General features: G+C 73.5%; 19 protein-coding genes. 6 read left to right on the top strand and 13 right to left on the bottom strand.

Annotated elements, in window-relative coordinates; all coding sequences use genetic code 11:
• Positions 1-89 precede the first annotated feature (89 nt).
• The 3 genes from P3T27_RS38695 to ssuE all read right to left on the bottom strand — a co-directional run bounded on the left by P3T27_RS38695 (position 90) and on the right by ssuE (position 4,385).
• Positions 90-2,657: an ABC transporter permease gene (locus P3T27_RS38695; protein ID WP_280686035.1), complete on the bottom strand. Its 2,568-nt coding sequence runs from the start codon at positions 2,655-2,657 to the stop codon at positions 90-92.
• Positions 2,658-2,676: 19 nt separating this feature from the next.
• Positions 2,677-3,465, bottom strand: a complete 789-nt coding sequence (locus P3T27_RS38690) for an ABC transporter ATP-binding protein (protein WP_280686034.1) — start codon at positions 3,463-3,465, stop codon at positions 2,677-2,679.
• Positions 3,466-3,830: 365 nt separating this feature from the next.
• A complete protein-coding gene (gene ssuE / locus P3T27_RS38685; RefSeq protein WP_280686033.1) occupies positions 3,831-4,385 on the bottom strand; it encodes an NADPH-dependent FMN reductase in 555 nt (184 codons plus the stop codon).
• Between the two features lie 475 nt (positions 4,386-4,860).
• On the opposite strand from ssuE, the gene P3T27_RS38680 reads away from it, so the two are divergent.
• Both P3T27_RS38680 and P3T27_RS38675 read left to right on the top strand, forming a co-directional pair.
• On the top strand, positions 4,861-6,180 hold the full coding sequence (locus P3T27_RS38680; RefSeq protein WP_280686032.1) for an LCP family protein: 1,320 nt from the start codon (positions 4,861-4,863) through the stop codon (positions 6,178-6,180).
• 41 nt (positions 6,181-6,221) lie between these two features.
• Positions 6,222-6,467 (top strand): hypothetical protein, encoded by a 246-nt coding sequence (locus tag P3T27_RS38675; RefSeq protein WP_280686031.1) that lies wholly within the window; start codon positions 6,222-6,224, stop codon positions 6,465-6,467.
• Between the two features lie 6 nt (positions 6,468-6,473).
• Here P3T27_RS38675 and P3T27_RS38670 read toward each other — a convergent pair whose 3' ends face one another.
• Both P3T27_RS38670 and P3T27_RS38665 read right to left on the bottom strand, forming a co-directional pair.
• Positions 6,474-7,028, bottom strand: coding sequence for a hypothetical protein (locus tag P3T27_RS38670; RefSeq protein ID WP_280686030.1), 555 nt, complete (start codon positions 7,026-7,028; stop codon positions 6,474-6,476).
• A gap of 116 nt (positions 7,029-7,144) precedes the next feature.
• Complete coding sequence (locus P3T27_RS38665; RefSeq protein WP_280686029.1) at positions 7,145-7,957, bottom strand: arylamine N-acetyltransferase; 813 nt, start codon at positions 7,955-7,957, stop codon at positions 7,145-7,147.
• Positions 7,958-8,262: 305 nt separating this feature from the next.
• Here P3T27_RS38665 and P3T27_RS38660 point away from each other — a divergent pair, with 305 nt between their 5' ends.
• Entirely contained in the window at positions 8,263-8,997 is a 735-nt protein-coding gene (locus P3T27_RS38660; RefSeq protein ID WP_280686028.1) for a hypothetical protein, read from the top strand.
• A 136-nt stretch (positions 8,998-9,133) separates the two neighbouring features.
• A complete protein-coding gene (locus tag P3T27_RS38655; RefSeq protein WP_280686027.1) occupies positions 9,134-9,493 on the top strand; it encodes a 5-carboxymethyl-2-hydroxymuconate delta isomerase in 360 nt (119 codons plus the stop codon).
• Positions 9,494-9,595: 102 nt separating this feature from the next.
• Here P3T27_RS38655 and P3T27_RS38650 read toward each other — a convergent pair whose 3' ends face one another.
• Positions 9,596-10,090: a peptidylprolyl isomerase gene (locus tag P3T27_RS38650; protein WP_280686026.1), complete on the bottom strand. Its 495-nt coding sequence runs from the start codon at positions 10,088-10,090 to the stop codon at positions 9,596-9,598.
• A 72-nt stretch (positions 10,091-10,162) separates the two neighbouring features.
• The gene (locus tag P3T27_RS38645) at positions 10,163-11,260 is read right to left on the bottom strand and encodes an alkene reductase (RefSeq protein ID WP_280686025.1); all 1,098 of its coding nucleotides are present in this window, start codon (positions 11,258-11,260) and stop codon (positions 10,163-10,165) included.
• Between the two features lie 94 nt (positions 11,261-11,354).
• Between P3T27_RS38645 and P3T27_RS38640 the strand changes: the two genes are divergently transcribed.
• Complete coding sequence (locus tag P3T27_RS38640) at positions 11,355-11,750, top strand: MerR family transcriptional regulator (RefSeq protein ID WP_280686024.1); 396 nt, start codon at positions 11,355-11,357, stop codon at positions 11,748-11,750.
• A gap of 9 nt (positions 11,751-11,759) precedes the next feature.
• Here the strand turns inward: P3T27_RS38640 and P3T27_RS38635 are convergent, their stop codons facing one another.
• From P3T27_RS38635 to P3T27_RS38625, 3 genes are all read right to left on the bottom strand, one after another.
• The gene (locus tag P3T27_RS38635; protein WP_280686023.1) at positions 11,760-12,209 is read right to left on the bottom strand and encodes a MarR family transcriptional regulator; all 450 of its coding nucleotides are present in this window, start codon (positions 12,207-12,209) and stop codon (positions 11,760-11,762) included.
• 80 nt (positions 12,210-12,289) lie between these two features.
• Positions 12,290-13,861 carry an alpha/beta hydrolase gene (locus P3T27_RS38630; RefSeq protein ID WP_280686022.1) on the bottom strand — a complete coding sequence of 524 codons (1,572 nt, stop codon included), beginning with the start codon at positions 13,859-13,861 and terminating at the stop codon, positions 12,290-12,292.
• A 114-nt stretch (positions 13,862-13,975) separates the two neighbouring features.
• The gene (locus tag P3T27_RS38625) at positions 13,976-14,635 is read right to left on the bottom strand and encodes a class I SAM-dependent methyltransferase (RefSeq protein WP_280686021.1); all 660 of its coding nucleotides are present in this window, start codon (positions 14,633-14,635) and stop codon (positions 13,976-13,978) included.
• A 113-nt stretch (positions 14,636-14,748) separates the two neighbouring features.
• Here P3T27_RS38625 and P3T27_RS38620 point away from each other — a divergent pair, with 113 nt between their 5' ends.
• Positions 14,749-14,898, top strand: coding sequence for a hypothetical protein (locus P3T27_RS38620; RefSeq protein ID WP_280686020.1), 150 nt, complete (start codon positions 14,749-14,751; stop codon positions 14,896-14,898).
• Here the strand turns inward: P3T27_RS38620 and P3T27_RS38615 are convergent.
• The 3 genes from P3T27_RS38615 to P3T27_RS38605 all read right to left on the bottom strand — a co-directional run.
• Positions 14,895-15,362: a GNAT family N-acetyltransferase gene (locus tag P3T27_RS38615; protein ID WP_280686019.1), complete on the bottom strand. Its 468-nt coding sequence runs from the start codon at positions 15,360-15,362 to the stop codon at positions 14,895-14,897. The genes P3T27_RS38620 and P3T27_RS38615 overlap by 4 nt on opposite strands.
• Before the next feature lie 128 nt (positions 15,363-15,490).
• On the bottom strand, positions 15,491-16,357 hold the full coding sequence (locus tag P3T27_RS38610) for an oxidoreductase (RefSeq protein ID WP_280686061.1): 867 nt from the start codon (positions 16,355-16,357) through the stop codon (positions 15,491-15,493).
• A gap of 185 nt (positions 16,358-16,542) precedes the next feature.
• Positions 16,543-16,637, bottom strand: a 95-nt coding sequence (locus tag P3T27_RS38605) for an acyl-CoA dehydrogenase family protein (protein WP_132919430.1), incomplete at its 5' end; no start/stop codon positions are given.

Here is a 16,637-nt window from a genome sequence, read left to right as displayed (position 1 = left end):
GGGGCCGGGTGCGCACAGCACCCGGCCCCTGCCCCCCGTTCCCCCCTCGGCGGCCCCCTCCGCCGGGTCGAGCGGCCCCCGCCGCCGGGTCAGTCCGTCGCGATGGCCGTGAGGACGTTCATCCGCCCGGCCCGGAAGGCCGGGACGAGGGCGGCGACCAGTCCGATCACCACCGAGGCGACCAGCGTCACCGCGAGCGTGGTGGTCGGCACGGAGAGCGTGTCCAGGCCCTGGTCACGCAGCACCCGCTGGGCGGTGACGCCCCAGGCCAGGCCGAGCCCGGTGCCGAGGACCGCGCCGAACACCGCGATCACCACGGACTCCAGCCGGATCATCCGGCGCAGCTGGCGGCGGGAGAGCCCGATCGCCCGCAGCAGGCCGATCTCCCGGGTCCGCTCGACCACCGACAGGGCCAGGGTGTTGACCACGCCGAGCACGGCGACCGTGATGGAGAGGCCGACCAGGCCGTAGATCAGGTAGAGCAGGGTGTCGACCTGGGACTGCACGACCTTCTTGTAGCCGGCCTGGTCCTTGATGGTCAGCTGCGGGTACTCCTTGAGCGCGTCCTCCAGGGCGGTCAGCGTCTTCGCGACGTCGGTCCCGGACGAGGCCTTGGCGAAGAACGTCCAGACCGGAGGCTGGTCGGCGGCCGGTACGGCCTTGGCCATGGTGTCGAAGTCGACGAAGGAGCCGTCGCCGAACAGCGAGCCCTTCGCGAACACCGCCCCCACCGGCAGCACCTGGGTGTGGTCCTTGTCGTAGGCGACGGTCACCCGGTCGCCGACCGTCAGGCCGTGGTCCTTCGCGAAGGCCTCGCCGATCCCCAGCTCGCCCCGCCCGATCGCGTCCAGCGAACCGGCGGTGACCGGGAGGTGGAAGTCGGTGGTGAAGAAGGCGGGCGGCGCGGCGGTGAGGTTCGTCCGCGCGCTCCGGCCGTCCGGCAGCTGGAGCCTGGGGCCGAAGAACTTCTGGGTGGTGACGTGGTCGATGCCCTGGGTCCGGCGGACCGCGTCCAGCATCTCGGGGGTGATCGAGGTGCGGCCGCCCTGGACGACGTAGTCCGCGCCCACCGACCGGTCGATCTGCGCGTTGGCCGAGGTGACCATCGAGGCGCTGAACACCGAGGAGCCGATCACCAGTGCCAGTCCGACCATCAGCGCGGCGGCGGTGGCGCCGGTGCGGCGCGGGTTGCGCATCGCGTTGCGCTGGGCGAGCCGGCCGGACGGGCCGAACACGGCCGGCAGCAGTGCGCCCAGCGCCCGGACCACGACGGTGGCCAGCAGCGGGCCGAGCACCACGAAGCCGATCAGGGTGAGCAGCACGCCCAGGCCCAGGTACCGGCCGCCGGTGGCCGCCTTCGCCGCCTTCGCCGCGAGCACCAGCAGACCGCCGCCACCCGCCGTCAAGGCGAGGCCGACCACCGTACGGACCAGGTTGGCGCGGCCCTCGGCCGGCGTGCCGTGGTCGCGCAGGGCGGCCATCGGCGCGATCCTGCTCGCCCGGCGGGCCGGGAACCAGGCCGCCACCAGCGTGACCACGATGCCCAGGGCGTACCCGGCGAGGAACACGCTCGGCCCGATCTGCAGGTCGCTCGCCTTGAGCTCCATGCCGATCGCGTTCATCAGCTTGATCAGGCCGACCGCGATCCCCAGCCCGGCCCCGATCCCGAGGGTCGAGCCCAGCACGCCGAGGATCAGCGCCTCGGCCAGCACCGAGCGGTTCACCTGCCGGCGGCTGCCGCCGATGGCGCGCAGCAGGCCGATCTCCCGGGTGCGCTGGGCGACCAGCATCGAGAAGGTGTTGATGATCAGGAAGCAGCCGACGAACGCCGAGATGAGCGCGAAGCCGAGCATCGCGTTCTTCATGAAGCCCAGGCCGCTGCCGACGTTCTTGGTGTTCTCGTCCTTCTGCTCGGCCGCGGTCTTGACCTGGTAGCCGGTGCCCAGCGTGGCCAGCGCGTCGGCCTTGAGCCGGTCGTTGCCGCGGCTGCCGTCGCCGAACGCCTCCACCGAGGTGTACGCCTGCTCGCCGAGCAGGACCTGCTGGGCGGTCGGGGTGTCCAGGAAGGCCAGCGCCGCACCGGGGTTGGTGGTGGTGAAGGAGGCGATGCCCGCGATGGTGAACTCGTGCCGGCCGCCGGCGTTGTCGACCCGGAGCCGGCCGCCGAGGCCGAGACCGGCCTTCTTCGCGGTGTCCGCGTCCAGCACCAGCTCGCCCGCGCCCTGCGGGGCGTGGCCCTGGGTGAGGCGCATCGCACTGCGCGGGGTCCCGGTCCAGTTGCCGACCAGGGTCGGGGCGCCGCTGGTCGGGCCGACCAGCTTGTTGGTGGCCGGGTTGACCAGGGTGGCGTTCTCGACCCTGACCTGGCCGACCGCCGTCTTCACCCCGGGCACCGCGGCGAGCTGCCGGGCGGCGTCGACCGGGACGGTCCGCGGCTTGTCGGAGGCCGACGGCTCCTCGTTCTCGGCCGGCTTGGGCGGCTGGACCGAGACGTCGGAGGCGGTCGCGGCGAAGAGCTTGTCGAAGGTGCTGGTCGCGGTGTCGGAGAACACCAGGGTGCCGGAGACGAACGCGACCGACAGCACCACGGCGATCAGGGAGAGGGCCATCCGGCCCTTGTGGGCGAAGAAGCTCCGCAGAGCGGTTCTGAGCAGCATGAGGTCTCGTCCCGCCCGCTCAGCTGGTGCGCTTGCCGTCGAAACGGCGCATGCGTTCGAGGACGGAGTCGGCGGTGGGCGCGTGCATCTCGTCGACGATCACGCCGTCGGCGAGGAAGAGCACGCGGTCCGCGTAGCCCGCGGCGACCGGGTCGTGGGTGACCATCACGATGGTCTGGCCCAGTTCGTCGACCGAGCGGCGCAGGAAGGTGAGCACCTCGGCGCCGGCCCGGGAGTCCAGGTTGCCGGTGGGCTCGTCGCCGAAGATGATCTCCGGCCGGGCGGCCAGCGCCCGGGCCACCGCGACGCGCTGCTGCTGGCCGCCGGAGAGCTGCGCCGGGCGGTGCTTGAGCCGGCCCGCCAGACCCACGGTCTCCACCACCTGGTCCAGCCAGGCCTGATCCGGGCGGCGCCCGGCGATGTCCATCGGCAGCGTGATGTTCTCCAGCGCGGTCAGCGTCGGGAGCAGGTTGAACGCCTGGAAGATGAAGCCGATCTTGTCCCGGCGCAGTCTGGTCAGCTGCTTGTCCTTGAGACCGGTGATCTCGGTGTCGCCGATCCAGATCCGGCCGCCGCTGACCGTGTCCAGGCCGGCCAGGCAGTGCATCAGGGTCGACTTCCCGGAGCCGGACGGGCCCATGATCGCGGTGAAGCGGCCGCGCTGGATGTCGACGTCCACCGCGTCGAGCGCGGTGACCCTGGTCTCGCCCGCGCCGTACGCCTTGGTCACCCGGCGGGCCGACGCGGCGACGGCGGACGCTCCGCCGGGAAGCTGGGGGTCGTGCACGGCTGCTGCTGCCGTCGTCACTGGAGTCTCCTAGGAAGTGGGCCCACCCGTCGCCCCCGGCCGGACGGCCCCCTTCGTGCGCGGCGGGCCGCAGCCGTGCGCGGGCACGCCGGAGGAAGGGGTCGTCGACCGGGGAGTGACCCCACCCACCAGGGCCGGCGGGCGCCGGCTCCGGGGAGAACCTCGCCCTCGTCGGAACGAGCGGGGACAGCCACAACGTTAGGAGTGGTGGCGGGCCGGCTCGTCATCCGCCGGAATGAAGCCGCCCAACCAGGGTTCTGCGGGGCGCGGCGCCGCTCCCCCTAAGGGGTGCCGCGGCCCGTCTCGGGGACGCCCCGTACGGGGTTCGGGCGCCGGCTCCCCCGGGCCGCCCCCTCGCCTGCTCCTCAGCCGGCCAGCGCCGGTGCGGCCAGCCGCTCCAGGGCCTGGGCGAAGCCCTCCACGACCGGGGCCAGCAGGGTGTCGGTCTCGCGCTCGACCAGGGTCGTCCCGTCCTCCCGGGCGGTGATGTGGCGGTCGAGCACGAACCAGCCCTGGGTGATGTGGCCGGCGCCCATCGAGCTGAGCACCGGGCGCAGCGCGTAGTCCACCGCCAGCACGTGCGCGGGCGAGCCGCCGGTGGCCAGCGGTAGCACGGCCTTGCCGGCCAGCGCGTACTGCGGGAGCACGTCCAGCAGCGCCTTCAACAGGCCCGAGTAGGCGGCCTTGTAGACGGGGGTGCCGATCACGACGCCGTCCGCGCGGGCGAACAGCTCGGTGACGGCGACGATCTCCGGGTGGTCGAAGTCGCCCGACAGCAGCGCGTGCGCGGGCAGGCTGCGCGCCTCGAACGGGAGGACGTGGTGACCGCGGGCCTCCAGGCGCGCGTCGACGTGGCGCAGCAGGCGGGTGGTGCGGGAGGTGGCGGACGGGGAGCCGGAAACGGACAGGACGGTGGCCATGGGTTCACCTCTGGCTGGAAGCGGGGGCGGCGCGACGCGGCGCAGCGGGACCGCTGCGGGGCGGGGCCCGGAAAGGATGTTTCGACGTGCTGCGACGCGGGACGTGCTGCGACGCGGGTCGGGGGTACGTCGACGCGGGGTGGGGGCGCGCTTCAGCCGCGACAGAGCGAACAGGCCACACCACGCCGCAGGTCGACGTGCCGCCGACGCGTGAGTGCCCAACGCTGATCCATACCCGAAATGCAAACACGCTGTGTTCGAGCGGGTCAAGAATCGTTTCGCCAGCTGAACCGCGGTGAACGGCGGGTGACACGGCTCACGTTGAACGCCGCCCCGCGCCCGGGCGCCCCACCGTCGTGCGGCCGCGCGGAAGTTGCGGCGGAACGATCCGACACGTGCATCAAAACTGCTACAAGCAGCCTGGTGGAGCCCCCGGGGGGAGTCAGCACGACCGGGGTCGGGCATCCTCGACGACATGAACACGTGGCAGGAGGGCCGCCCGGGAGGCGGCGGGAACCCGTACAACGACGGGAACCCGTATCGGGGCGGCGGCAACGGCGGCGCGTACGGGCGCGGCGGAGGCGGCACGGCGGCCGAACCGCCGCTGCCCGGGTCGCTGAACCCGCGCGGGCCGGGGGCGCCCGCGCCGCGACAGCCGGAGCCGTCCCGCGTCGGCGGCGTCCCGCCACAGGGGCCGGGCAGGCAGCCCGCCGGGCCCGGAGGACCGGGCGGTCCCGGTCGGCCGGGTGGCCCGGGAGGTCCGGGTGGCCCCGGCGGTGCGCGGCCGGGTGCGATACCCGCCAAGCGCTGGCCGCGGCGCCGGATCGTCAAGTGGTCGGTCTTCGGCGTCCTGATCGCCGTCATGGTGACCGCGGTCTCCACCTGGTTCTGGGCCGGCTCCAAGCTCAACCACGAGAACGTGCTGGCCGACTACCCCGGACGACCGGCGGCCGGCAAGGGCACCAACTGGCTGATCGTCGGCTCCGACAGCCGCCAGGGCCTCACCGACTCGGAACAGGACGACCTGCACACCGGTCACGACACCGAGGGCAAGCGCAGCGACTCGATGATGATCCTGCACGTCGGGGACAACGGGAACACCCTGATGAGCATCCCGCGCGACTCCTGGGTGCCGATCCCGGAACACCCCGGCAGCAACGGCAAGACCGTCAAGGGCACCACCGCGAAGATCAACTCGGCCTTCGGCAACGGCGGCGGCCGGCTGCTCGTCCAGACCGTCGAGCTCAACACCGGCATCCGGATCGACCACTATGCCGAGATCGGCTTCGCCGGCTTCGTCGGCATCGTCGACTCGATCGGCGGCGTCGAGATGCACATCGACCAGAACGTCCAGGACAAGGACTCCGGCCTCGACCTCAAGGCCGGCGACCAGACCCTCAACGGCAAGCAGGCCCTCGCCTTCGTCCGCCAGCGTCACCAGATGGCCGACCAGGACCTCGGCCGCATGCGCAACCAGCAGAAGTTCCTCGGCGCCCTCGCCCACCAGGCGGCCTCCCCCGGCACCGTACTGAACCCGTTCACCTTCTACCCGCTGGTCGACTCCGCCCTCGGCACCCTCATCGTCGACGACGACGCGGGCCTCACCGACCTCGGCTCGCTCTTCCTCGCCATGAAGGACGTCAACGGCGGCAGCGGCAAGTCCCTGACCGTGCCGATCGCCAACGCCGACTACCACACCAAGACCGGCGAGTCGGCGGTCCAGTGGGACACCAACAAGGCCAAGCAGGTCTTCGACGCCTTCAAGAGCGACAGCGCGGTCCCGGACATCAAGTGACCGCCCGCGACTCGGTGTAGTCGCGGCGACACAATGGGTGGATGTCACTCGTCACCGCGCTCGTCTACCGCCGCCGCCACCGCCTCCTGGGCCGCCTGGTCCAGGAGGCCCTCGCGCTCTACGGCATGGAGGTGCCCGCCGCCTGCGAGATCGGGCCCGGGCTCGTCGTGTTCCACCGCGGCTTCGGCACCGTGCTGCACCCGTACACCACGCTCGGCGCCATCTGGGCCGGCGTGCCCGCGCGCAAGGTCGGCGTGCGGGAGGGGGCGTGGGCGGCGGCGCCCTAGGCTTCGCTAACCCGCTTGCGGGAGAAGGCCCGTGCCGCACTCCGGGAAGCGGACCAGCCACTCCCCCTCGCCGCCGTCGGACTCGGTGGCGCCCGAGTAGCCGTAGTGGATCAGCCGCCCCTGGCCGCCCTCCAGCCAGCGGGCGTCGGTCAGGTGGACGGTCAGGGCCGCCGGGCGGTGCGGGTCCGGCCGCTCCAGCACCAGTTCCCGCTCGGCCTCGTCGGACCGAAAGGCCACCGCCGTCTTGGTGGTCGGCCGGCGCGCACCGCCGCCCTCGTACGTCCAGTACGCGACGACCGTCACGGTGAGCGATCCGTCCAGGCTCCCACCGCCCGGCCGCACGTACTCCTCGTCCGGGACCCAGCGCGCATGGTGGCGGATCTCCTCCGGCCCCCACCGCTCGTCCCAGCGCACCCAGTAGCCCGCCACCCGTTTGACCGTCATGGTCTCGCAGGCCACCCGCACCGCGATCCGCGCGGGGTTGACCGGCTCGCACGAGGCGAGCGAGACCACCGTCACCTGCTCGTACGTCACCGCGCCGTCGTCGGCGTCCTGTTCCATCGGTGAACCACCTTGCCGGAGAGTCGAGTTGGCCGCGGCTCCGACCGCGCACGAAGAGCCTAGGGCGGCCGTGGGCGGGCCGGACCGATTGCGCGATTCCGGCCCGGGCCGGTCCGCTACCCGGCTACCCTGCCCCCGTCACCGGGCAGCCGGTCGAGGGTGATGCCGAAGTGGTCGCGGTAGGCGGCCAGCGCCTCGGGGACGGCGAGCTGCTCCTCGGTGCGGGTGCCGTCCGGGGCCGTGCGGATGAGCTTCGTGCCGTTGAGGGTGATCCGGCCGCCGTCCTCGGCGAGGAGGGAGCACGTCGCCCCGCGGGCGAAGGGGGACTCGGGCGAGGTGGTCTGCCACCAGCAGGTCTGGCGGAAGTCCGCGAGCGGGTAGGGGCGGCGCTCCAGCCGGTACTGCGGCTTGCCGTCCATCAGGACGTCGAGCTCGCCGTGGTCCCCGTACGGGCTGAGGGTGAACGCGCCGTGCGGGTCGGCCTGCGGGGCGCGCTCGTCGAGGCGCAGCGGGTGGCGGCTGAACCGGCCGAAGCCGACGTCGACCAGCCAGGGTTCGTCGAGGTCGACCCGCAGCGCCAGGTGGTCGAACGGCGGTCCGGGCTGCTCGCCGTTGAAGACGCGGGCGGCGAGCAGGCTCACCCGGTAGCCGAGCGAGCGCAGCAACTCGGCGAAGGCGCCGTTGAGTTCGTAGCAGAAGCCGCCCCGGCGGCGGGCTACCAGCTTCTCCACCAGCGCGCCGGGGTCGAGGATGACGGGCTCGCCGAGGTGGATGCTCAGATTCTCGAACGGCACGGCCCGGAGGTGGGCGAGCTGGAGCCGTGCGAGCGCCTCCGGGGACGGCGTGCCGACCTCCGCCACCCCGATCCGCGCCAGGTAGGCGGCCTGCCCGTCGGGGGTCAGCCCTTCGTGCGGCTTCTCGTGATCCATCCGGCCATTCCACCCTGTGCCGGGCCTGTCGACCATCGGTCCTTGGACCTACGTCGCCGATCATCCCCGCGCCGGACGTCGGACAGGCCGACTTCCGGCGCGGCCCACCACCCGGGCGCTGCGGCCGGCACGGAAGCGGCCCTCACCCGGGGACGGCGAGGCCTGCTTTCGCGGATCTCCTGCATGGCCGTCAATCCCGCTGTCGAGGCCGGACGTTGACGCGCCCGGGCAGCTGATCACCCAACCGGGGGACATGCCTGGTCAGGTGCACCCCTCCCGGGCGGGTGCTCGCACACAATCGGCCCATGACCGAACCTCTGAGCCGACGCCACGTGCTCGGCGCCGCCGCCGCGGCCGGCTTCGCCGCCCTCCTCACCACCGGAACGGCCAAGGCCGCCACGGCTGGCACCCGCACCGCACCGCCGGACCCGGCCGAGGCCCCGGCCGAGGAGCCCGCCGAAGAACCCGCCGAAGAACCCGCCGAGGACCCGGAGGCCCACGCGGACGACCCCGCCGAGGACCCGGCGGCCGCCGCCGACGACCTGGTCGAAGAACCGGCGGCCCCCCTCGACGACCCCGACCGCATCCACCGCGCCACCCGCACCGGCCGCGCGCCCGTTCCGCCCGGCGTCTACAGCATCAGCAAGCCGCGCGAGCATCTCCTCACCCTCGAAGGCCACCGCGACCCGGTGGTCGTCCTGCCGCCCACCGGCACTCCGGGCGCGCAGGAGTGGCGGGTGCAGACGCTCCCGAACGGCAACGTCACCCTCCGCAACCTCCGGGAGAACGCCTACGCCGGCTTCGACGGCGACCCGGCGCCCAACAAGCCGATCTTCGGCAGGCCCACGCCCACCGAGTGGGTGCTGCGCCAGAGCGCCGAGCCCTTCGCCTTCCACATCGTGGCCCCCGGCGGTCCGGTCGACGGCGTCGAGTTCGCCCTCGACCTCAGCCTGCTGGCGATCTTCCCGCCCCGCACCGCGCTGCGGCGCTACGAGCCCCGCGACCAGCGCCAGGCCTGGCGGTTCGAGCCGCACGAGTAACCGACCCTCCCCCGCGCCCACCCGGCCGGAGCCCGGCGAGCAGTCCGGGCTCCGGCCCCGCCGTGTCCCGCCGCGGCACGCAGGACGAAGATAGGTGGATGTAAAACACAATCGTCCAGGGCGAGGGGTCCGCGCCATGCCGCACATCACCATCGACTACTCCCCCCGGCTGGCCGACGCCTTCGACCGGCAGGCGCTCCTGCGGGAGCTGCACCCGATGGTGCTGGAGGAGGCCGGCTCCGCGGGCGTGTGCAAGACCCTCTGCCGCCCGGCCGCCGAGACCTGCGTCGGCGATCCCGACACCGACCGGGCCGGCCGGACCGGCTTCGTCCACATCACGGTGGCCCTGCTGCCGGGCCGCTCCGACGGCCTGAAGGCCCGGCTCGCCGAGGACGTCCTCGCCCTGCTGGGCAAGCACCTCCCCCACGACGCGGTCTCCTCGGTGGAGGTCCGGGACCTCGCCGCCTCCTACCGCCTGCGCCCCGCGCAGCCGTAGGGCGCCCCCCGGCCACCCGTCCCCGGGAAAACCACCGCCCCGGATCGGGAAGTCGGACCGACCGACTTTCCGCTCCGGGGCGGTACGTGGAGGAGGAGGCGACTACTCGACGATGCCGGACTTGGCGATCTTGATGGCCTTCGAGGTGCGGCCGCTCTGCGAGCCGAGCTTCTCGATCGCCGTCACGACGTCCAGGCCCTCGACGACCTCGCCGAAGACGACGTGCTTGCCGTCCAGCCAGTCGGTCACGATGGTGGTGATGAAGAACTGCGAGCCGTTGGTGTTGCGGCCGGCGTTGGCCATCGAGAGCAGGCCCGGCTTGCTGTGCTTGAGCTGGAAGTTCTCGTCGGCGAACTTCTCGCCGTAGATGCTCTTGCCACCGGTGCCGTTGTGGTTGGTGAAGTCGCCACCCTGGAGCATGAACTGCGGGATCACGCGGTGGAAGCCGGAGCCCTCGTAGCCGAAGCCGTTCTGGCCGGTGGCGAGCTCACGGAAGTTGCGGGCGGTCTTCGGCACGACATCGTCGTACAGCTTGAAGACGATGCGGCCGGACGGAACGCCGTCGATCTCGATGTCGAAGAAAACGTTGGAAGCCATGCAGGGATCATGGCACGACCCGTCGGCCGACGCGCGTCACCCCCCGGGGGACCGCCGTGTGAAGGTGTCGTGTTATCCGGCCAGCGTCGGGTAGTCGATGTACCCCTCGGCACCGCCGGTGTACATCAGGCCGTCCCGGACGGGATTGAGCACGGCGCCGGTACGCAGCCGCTCGACCAGATCGGGGTTGGCGAGGAAGCCCCGCCCGAACGAGATCAGGTCGGCCCCGGCCGCGAGCAGCCGCTCCGCCGCCGCCCGGCCGCCGTCCTCCGGCAGCGGCTGCCCCCAGCCGAGCACCGGGTTGGCGATCAGCACGCCCGGCCAGCTCTTGCGGATCTCCTGGAACACCGTGTCCTCGGGGTCGGCGAAGACCACGTGCAGGTAGGCCAGGCCGTCGCCCGCCAGCTCGGCGACCAGCGCGCGGTAGATCTCCGCCGTGTCGCCCTCCGCCATGCCCTGGCCTCCGAAGCCGGGCGACACCCGCAGGCCGACCCGCTCGGCGCCGATCTCGGCCGCCACCGCCCGGACCACCTCGACCACGAAGCGGATCCGACCCGCCACCGACCCGCCGTACTCGTCGGTGCGCCGGTTGCTCCCCTGAGCGAGGAACTGGTGCAGCAGGTAGCCGTTGGCGCCGTGCACCTCGACGCCGGCGAAGCCCGCGTCGACGGCGTTGCGGGCGGCGGCCGCGAAGTCGGCGACGGTCTGCCGGATCTCCTCCGCCGTGAGTGCTCTCGGGACGACGGCCTCCCGGTGCCCGCTCGCGGTGTGGACGGTGTCGGGCAGGGCGATCGGCGAGGGCGCGACGGGGTGCAGGCCGCTGTTCTCGGGGTGGCCGATCCGGCCGCCGTGCTGGAGTTGCAGGAACATCCGGCCGCCGGCCGCGCCGACCGCCTCGGTCACGGTGCGCCACCCGGCGACGTGCCGGGCGTCGTAGATGGCCGGGATGTCGGCGTAGGTCTGGCCGACCCGGTTCGGGGTGGCGGCCTCGGCGATGATCAGCCCGGCGCCGGCGCGCTGCGCGTAGTAGGTGGCCATGATCGGCTGCGGGACGCCGTCGGCGCCGGCCCGGGTGCGGGTCATCGGGGCCATCACCAGGCGGTTGGGGAGGTGCAGCGGGCCGAGGTCGGCGGGCTGGAAGAGGCTCGGGGTTTTGGTGTTCGTCGTCATGCGAAGACCGTAGAAGCTAACATCGGTGTCAGGTTCAAGCGTTGGGTTCAAGCGCTGGGTTCAAGCGTTCGGTCACGGCGACGGGGTGGACGGCATGCGGATCGGTGAACTGGCCCGGCGGACGGGCGTGAGCGAGCGCTCGCTGCGCTACTACGAGCAGCAGGGCCTGCTGGTCGCCGAACGGACGGCGGGCGGGCACCGGGACTACCCGGAGCGGGCGGTGGACCGGGTCGTCCTGATCCAGGAACTGTTCGCGGCCGGACTGCACAGCCGGAAGATCTACGAGATCCTGCCCTGCATGCGCGACTCCGACGGCGGCCCGAACGAGATCGCCACCCCGCTGCTGGTCGAGGAGCTGGCCGCCGAGCGGGACCGGATCGACCGGATGATCAGCGATCTGGCCCGCTCCCGCGAGGTGCTGGACGAGGTGATCGCGACCGCCTCCGGCCGGCCGCAGGCCGAAACCGAAGCCACAGCCACAGCCGCCTAGGCCTGTGGCTCAGGCCTTCAGCTTGCGCCAGACCGTCTCCAGGGCCGCGATGTCGCCCTCGTCGAGCCGGTCGGTGAAGACCGGCGCGAGGACGGCCCGCCGGGTGGCGTCGGCCTCGGCGAAGGCGGCGCGGCCCTGCTCGGTCAGTTCGATCCGCACCGACCGGGCGTCGGCGGCGGAGGGTGAGCGGGCCACCAGGCCGCGTGCGGCCAGGGCGTCGACCACGCGGGAGACCTGGCTGCGGCTGAGCATCGTCTTCGCGCCCAGGTCGGAGGCGGCGACCGGCTCCCGCTGCCCGTTGAGCCAGAGCATCACCTCGAACCAGGACAGCGACAGCCCGTGCACGCGGGTCAGCTCGCGGTCCACCTGGGCGGCGAGGGTGGTGCCGGCCCAGACCAGGCCGTAGAAGGCGTGGTCCTGCTCGGACAGCGGGCCCAGGGTGAGATCGGCACGGTTCATGACGTTCATCGTACCGAGGTGCGTGCGCGTGCACGGATTCCGTGCACGCGCACGACCCCGGCCGCTCGGGGCCGGAACGACTAGAACGGCCGGCGGTCCGGCTCGCACACCGTGCCGGCCGGCGGCAGCGCGCCGCTGACCAGGTACCGCTCCTCGTACCGCCAGGCGCAGGCGCTCGGGTTGCCCAGCGCGGTGTGGCCGTACCCGTCGACGGTCAGCAGGCGGCCGCGGGCGAGGGTGTCCGCCAGCGTGCGGGAGCCCTCGTACGGCCAGGCCGGGTCACCGGTGAGGCCCACGACCAGGATCGGCGCGGAGGTCGGGCGGTCCCACGGGCCGGTGTAACGGTCCCGGGCGGCCTCGGCCGGCCAGCCCGTGCAGCGCTGGGTCTGCCAGACCCAGTACGGGCCGGTGGCACCCGCGCGGTCGCGGGCCAGCGCGGCCGCCGCCGGGTGGGAGGAGGCGGGCGGGTTGGCGGTGTCGGCGCAGAGCGTCCCGAGGGTCTGCGCCTGCCGGAGGGCGCCGCCGGTCGGCAGCGGCGCCGAGGCGTCCGGGGCCGCGGTCCACAACTGCTGCAGCAGCCCGCCCAACGCCGGCCAGCCGAAGCCGGGGACGCCGGGGAGGGGCGCGGCCGTGTAGAGCCTCGGCAGCAGGGTGCTCACGGCGGAGGCCTGGTCGAAGGTGACCGTCTGCGGCGCGGTGCCGAGCGTCACCGGCGTCCGGCCGAGCCGGTCGATCAGCTCGTCGAACTTGGCGCGGGTCGCCGCCGGGCCGCCGTCCGCCGCGAAGGCGCACGCGGCGGGGCCGGCGTCGCCGCACTGGTCGAGGAAGGCATCGAGGGTCCGGGTCGCGGCGAGGTCGCCGCCGGTGCGCAGGAACGGCGGCAGGGCGCGCTGCCCCGGGCCGCGCCCGGTGGACCAGGCGACCGGGTCGGGGGCGCTGTCCAGCACCAGCGCGCGGACCCGGTCCGGGAAGAGGTTGGCGTAGGTGGTGCCCAGGTAGCTGCCGTACGAGGTGCCGAGGTAGCTCAGCCGGCGGTCGCCGACGGCCGCGCGCAGCAGGTCCAGGTCGCGGGCCGTGTCGGCGGTGGACAGGTGGGCGAGCAGCCCCGTCCGGTCGGTGTCGGCACACTGGCGGCCGAAGCGCGCGTACGTCGCGGACCAGGCCGACTCCTGGGCGGCGCCGACCGGGTAGCCGGCGGGCAGCCCGGCCAGCAGTTGCTGCTCGGCCGCCGTGTCCGGGAAGCAGCCGAGGGTCGTCGATTCGCCGATGCCGCGCGGGTCGAAGCTGACGATGTCGAAGCGCTCGCGCACCTGCTCCGGGAACATCCCGTACACGGCGGGCAGCGCCTGGGTGCCGGGGACGCCCGGGCCGCCGGGGTTGAAGAACAGCGAGCCGATCCGGTGCGCCCGGTCGGTCGCGGGGTGCCGGATGACGGCCAGCTCGACCGTCCGCCCGGCCGGGTCGCGGTAGTCCGTCGGCACCGCGGCACGCGCGCACTCGAAGTCCGACGCACAGGGCTGCCAGTCCAGCCGGGGTACCGGCGCCGCGGGGGCGGCCGCCGCCGAGGCAGCCGGGGCGAGGCCGGCCAGCAGCAGCGCGGCGGCCGCGGCGGCGCCGAGCCGGAACGCGGAGGTGAGGCGGGGTCGGGGCATGGGCAGGATCTCCCGGTTCGATGGACTGACGTGCTGCCACCGAGCCTCGTGGCGGCGGCTGTCATCCCGCCCACACCCGCCGTCATGCTGCTGTCGGCGTCACCCCGGGAGCGCTCAGGAGCCTTGGGCCGGCTTGCGGGCCAGCACGTACGCCTGCGGGGTCTCCACGCCCTCCTCCGGCTCGCGGGACATCCGGGTGGTGATCCGCAGTCCGGCCGCACGGGCCAGCTCCTCGATCCGGTGCGGCTGCTGGCGGCGGAAGTCCAGCGCCACCGGGTGCCCGAAGGGCTGGTCGATCCGGAGCGGCTCGTCGCCGACCTGGAAGGCGAGCAGCAGGTGGCCGCCCGGGGCGAGCACCCGCGCGAACTCGGCGAACACCTCCGGCAGCCGCTCGGCCGGGGTGTGGATGATCGAGTACCAGGCCACCGCGCCGGTCAACTCGCCGTCCCGCAACGGGAGATCGAAGAGCGATCCCTCGGTGAAGTCCAGCCCGGGGTACGTCCGGCGGGCCAGCTCGACCATCCGCGGCGAGAGGTCGATGCCGCGGATGTCGAGGCCCAGGCCGTGCAGGTGGTGCGTCACCCGGCCCGGGCCGCAGCCGAGTTCGGCGACCAGACCGTCGGCACACTCGGCGAGCACCAGTTCGGCGAAGGCGGCGAGCAGCGCCCGGGACAGCGGGTTGCCGGCCAGTTCGTCGCGGTACCGGTCGGCGTAGTCGGCGGCGATGGCGTCGTAGAACGCCCGGGTCGTGGTGAGGAAGTCCGGCTCGGTCATGGTCCGGCACCCTATCCGTCACCCCCGGGCCGTAGCTCAACACCTCCGACACCCCGCAGGAGCGCGAGCACGGCGAGTTCGGCGACCCGCTGGAGCGGATCTGGGCGGCCTGCGTGCTGCCGTACGTCGGCGTCACCGACGTCCGCCGGACGGTGTTCCGCACCGTGACCGACTCCCCCGCCGCGACCCGCGCCGACTGGCTCCGGCAGGCCCGCGCACAGGCGGCTGCGCTGATCCGACGCGAATCGTCGGACACGCCCTAAAGCTCCAGCTCCGCCACCACCTGGTCGCCGCTGGTCTCGCCGGTCGGGCGGAAGCCGAGGCCGGCGTAGAAGCCGGCGGGGCCGTCGGGGCCGGGGACGTAGGTGACGGTGGCGCGGGTGCCGCCGCGGCGGCGGATCTCGGCACAGACCTGCTCGACGGCGAAGCGACCGTAACCGCCGCGCTGGTGCCCGGCGTCGACGAGCAGGCGCCAGAGGCCGGAGCGGGGGCGGTCGTCCGGCTGCTCGGGGTTGAACAGGATGTCGAAGAAGGCCATCACGAAGCCGACCGGCCGCTCCCCGTCCATGATCAGCCGGGGCCAGGCGGTGTCGCCGTACGCGTACGCCTCGGCCAGCGACTTCACCACCGGCGCGACCAGGCCCGCCTGCTCGGGGCGCACCGTGAGGGCGAGGGCGGCGTCGATGTTCTCGGGGGTGATCCGGGCCAGGCCGAGGGTGGAGGACATGGCGGGCAGCCTACGAAGCGAGGCCGCCCGCCGTCGCCCGGTTTTTCGGGGCCAGGACGGGCCAGGACGGGCCACGACGGGCTGCGGCCGGCTCGCCCGGGCCCGTGGTCAGGCAGCCGGTCCGGCGCTCACTCCCCGGCCGGGAAGTCGGTGCCGCGCCCGACCGCCTCCCAGGCCTCGGTCTCCCGGCGCGCGCCGTCCAGATTGCCGAGGATCGCGTCGACGGCGTCGTTGCCGAGCGCCAGCCGCAGCGGCGTCCGCTCGGCGTCCAGGGCGGCCAGGATCGCCGCCGCGGCCTTCGCCGGGTCGCCGGGCTGCTTGCCGTCCGAGTCCGGCAGACCGCTGCGGACCGGCCCGACCACCGGCTCGTACGCGGCGATCGGGGTGCTCTGGGCGAGCGCCCCGCCACCCGCGAAGCCGGTCCGGAACGCGCCCGGCTCGACGATCAGCACCTTGATCCCGAACCCGGCGACCTCCTGGGCCAGCGCCTCGGACAGCCCTTCCAGCGCGAACTTGGTGGCCGAGTAGGCGCCCACGCCGGGGAAGGAGAACCGCCCGCCCATGCTGCTCATCTGGACGACGGCGCCCGAGCCCTGGGCCCGCATGTGCGGCAGCACGGCGCGGGTGAGCGCGGCCGGGCCGAAGAAGTGCAGCTCCATCAGGTCCCGCAGCTCGCGGTCGGTGTACTCCTCGACGGCGCCGATCAGGCCGCGCCCGGCGTTGTTCACCAGGACGTCGATCCGCCCGTACCGGCCCAGGGTGTCCGCGACCACGGCGGAGATCCGGGCCGGGTCGGTGACGTCCAGCCGGACCGGCACCAGCCGGCCCGGGTGGGCGGCGGCCAGCGCCTCCAAGGTCTCGGGGCGGCGGGCGGCCGCGACCACCGTGTCGCCGGCCGCCAGCGCGGCCTCCGCGATGGCCTGGCCGAAGCCGGAGTTGGCGCCGGTGACCAGCCAGACCCTGCCCGTGGCGGCCTGCTCGGGGGTGTTGCCCATGATCCGTACGCTCCCGTAATCGTCGTGCATCACACTGAAGTTGACGATCATTTATGCCACCTGGGACGCCACGCCGTCCACCGTCCGTCATCCACCGAACGGACGGCGGGCCGGTGCATGCCAGCGGCCCCCGACCGCGGCGTGCGGTCGGGGGCCGAAGCCACGTCCGGTTTCCTGCTGCCGACTTACGGCAGGTTGCGGGCCATGACGATGCGCTGGACCTGGTTGGTCCCCTCGTAGATCTGGGTGATCTTCGCGTCCCGCATCATCCGCTCCACCG

This window comes from Kitasatospora sp. MAA19, from assembly GCF_029894125.1.
Classification (GTDB): domain Bacteria; phylum Actinomycetota; class Actinomycetes; order Streptomycetales; family Streptomycetaceae; genus Kitasatospora.
Note: the sequence above shows the minus strand (reverse complement) of the source record. Positions and strands in the feature narration are given on the sequence as shown.

Bases quoted from the DNA above. Each gene is read 5' to 3' on its own strand.
- P3T27_RS38665 (WP_280686029.1), bottom strand. From the start codon at position 7,957: ATGGATCACGAGAAGCCGCACGAAGGGCTGACCCCCGACGGGCAGGCC.
- P3T27_RS38675 (WP_280686031.1), top strand. From the start codon at position 6,222: ATGTCACTCGTCACCGCGCTCGTCTACCGCCGCCGCCACCGCCTCCTG.
- P3T27_RS38660 (WP_280686028.1), top strand. From the start codon at position 8,263: ATGACCGAACCTCTGAGCCGACGCCACGTGCTCGGCGCCGCCGCCGCG.
- P3T27_RS38695 (WP_280686035.1), bottom strand. From the start codon at position 2,657: ATGCTGCTCAGAACCGCTCTGCGGAGCTTCTTCGCCCACAAGGGCCGG.
- P3T27_RS38645 (WP_280686025.1), bottom strand. From the start codon at position 11,260: ATGACGACGAACACCAAAACCCCGAGCCTCTTCCAGCCCGCCGACCTC.
- P3T27_RS38610 (WP_280686061.1), bottom strand. From the start codon at position 16,357: ATGGGCAACACCCCCGAGCAGGCCGCCACGGGCAGGGTCTGGCTGGTC.
- P3T27_RS38670 (WP_280686030.1), bottom strand. From the start codon at position 7,028: ATGGAACAGGACGCCGACGACGGCGCGGTGACGTACGAGCAGGTGACG.
- P3T27_RS38625 (WP_280686021.1), bottom strand. From the start codon at position 14,635: ATGACCGAGCCGGACTTCCTCACCACGACCCGGGCGTTCTACGACGCC.
- P3T27_RS38615 (WP_280686019.1), bottom strand. From the start codon at position 15,362: ATGTCCTCCACCCTCGGCCTGGCCCGGATCACCCCCGAGAACATCGAC.
- P3T27_RS38640 (WP_280686024.1), top strand. From the start codon at position 11,355: ATGCGGATCGGTGAACTGGCCCGGCGGACGGGCGTGAGCGAGCGCTCG.
- P3T27_RS38650 (WP_280686026.1), bottom strand. From the start codon at position 10,090: ATGGCTTCCAACGTTTTCTTCGACATCGAGATCGACGGCGTTCCGTCC.
- P3T27_RS38630 (WP_280686022.1), bottom strand. From the start codon at position 13,861: ATGCCCCGACCCCGCCTCACCTCCGCGTTCCGGCTCGGCGCCGCCGCG.
- P3T27_RS38635 (WP_280686023.1), bottom strand. From the start codon at position 12,209: ATGAACCGTGCCGATCTCACCCTGGGCCCGCTGTCCGAGCAGGACCAC.
- ssuE (WP_280686033.1), bottom strand. From the start codon at position 4,385: ATGGCCACCGTCCTGTCCGTTTCCGGCTCCCCGTCCGCCACCTCCCGC.
- P3T27_RS38680 (WP_280686032.1), top strand. From the start codon at position 4,861: ATGAACACGTGGCAGGAGGGCCGCCCGGGAGGCGGCGGGAACCCGTAC.
- P3T27_RS38655 (WP_280686027.1), top strand. From the start codon at position 9,134: ATGCCGCACATCACCATCGACTACTCCCCCCGGCTGGCCGACGCCTTC.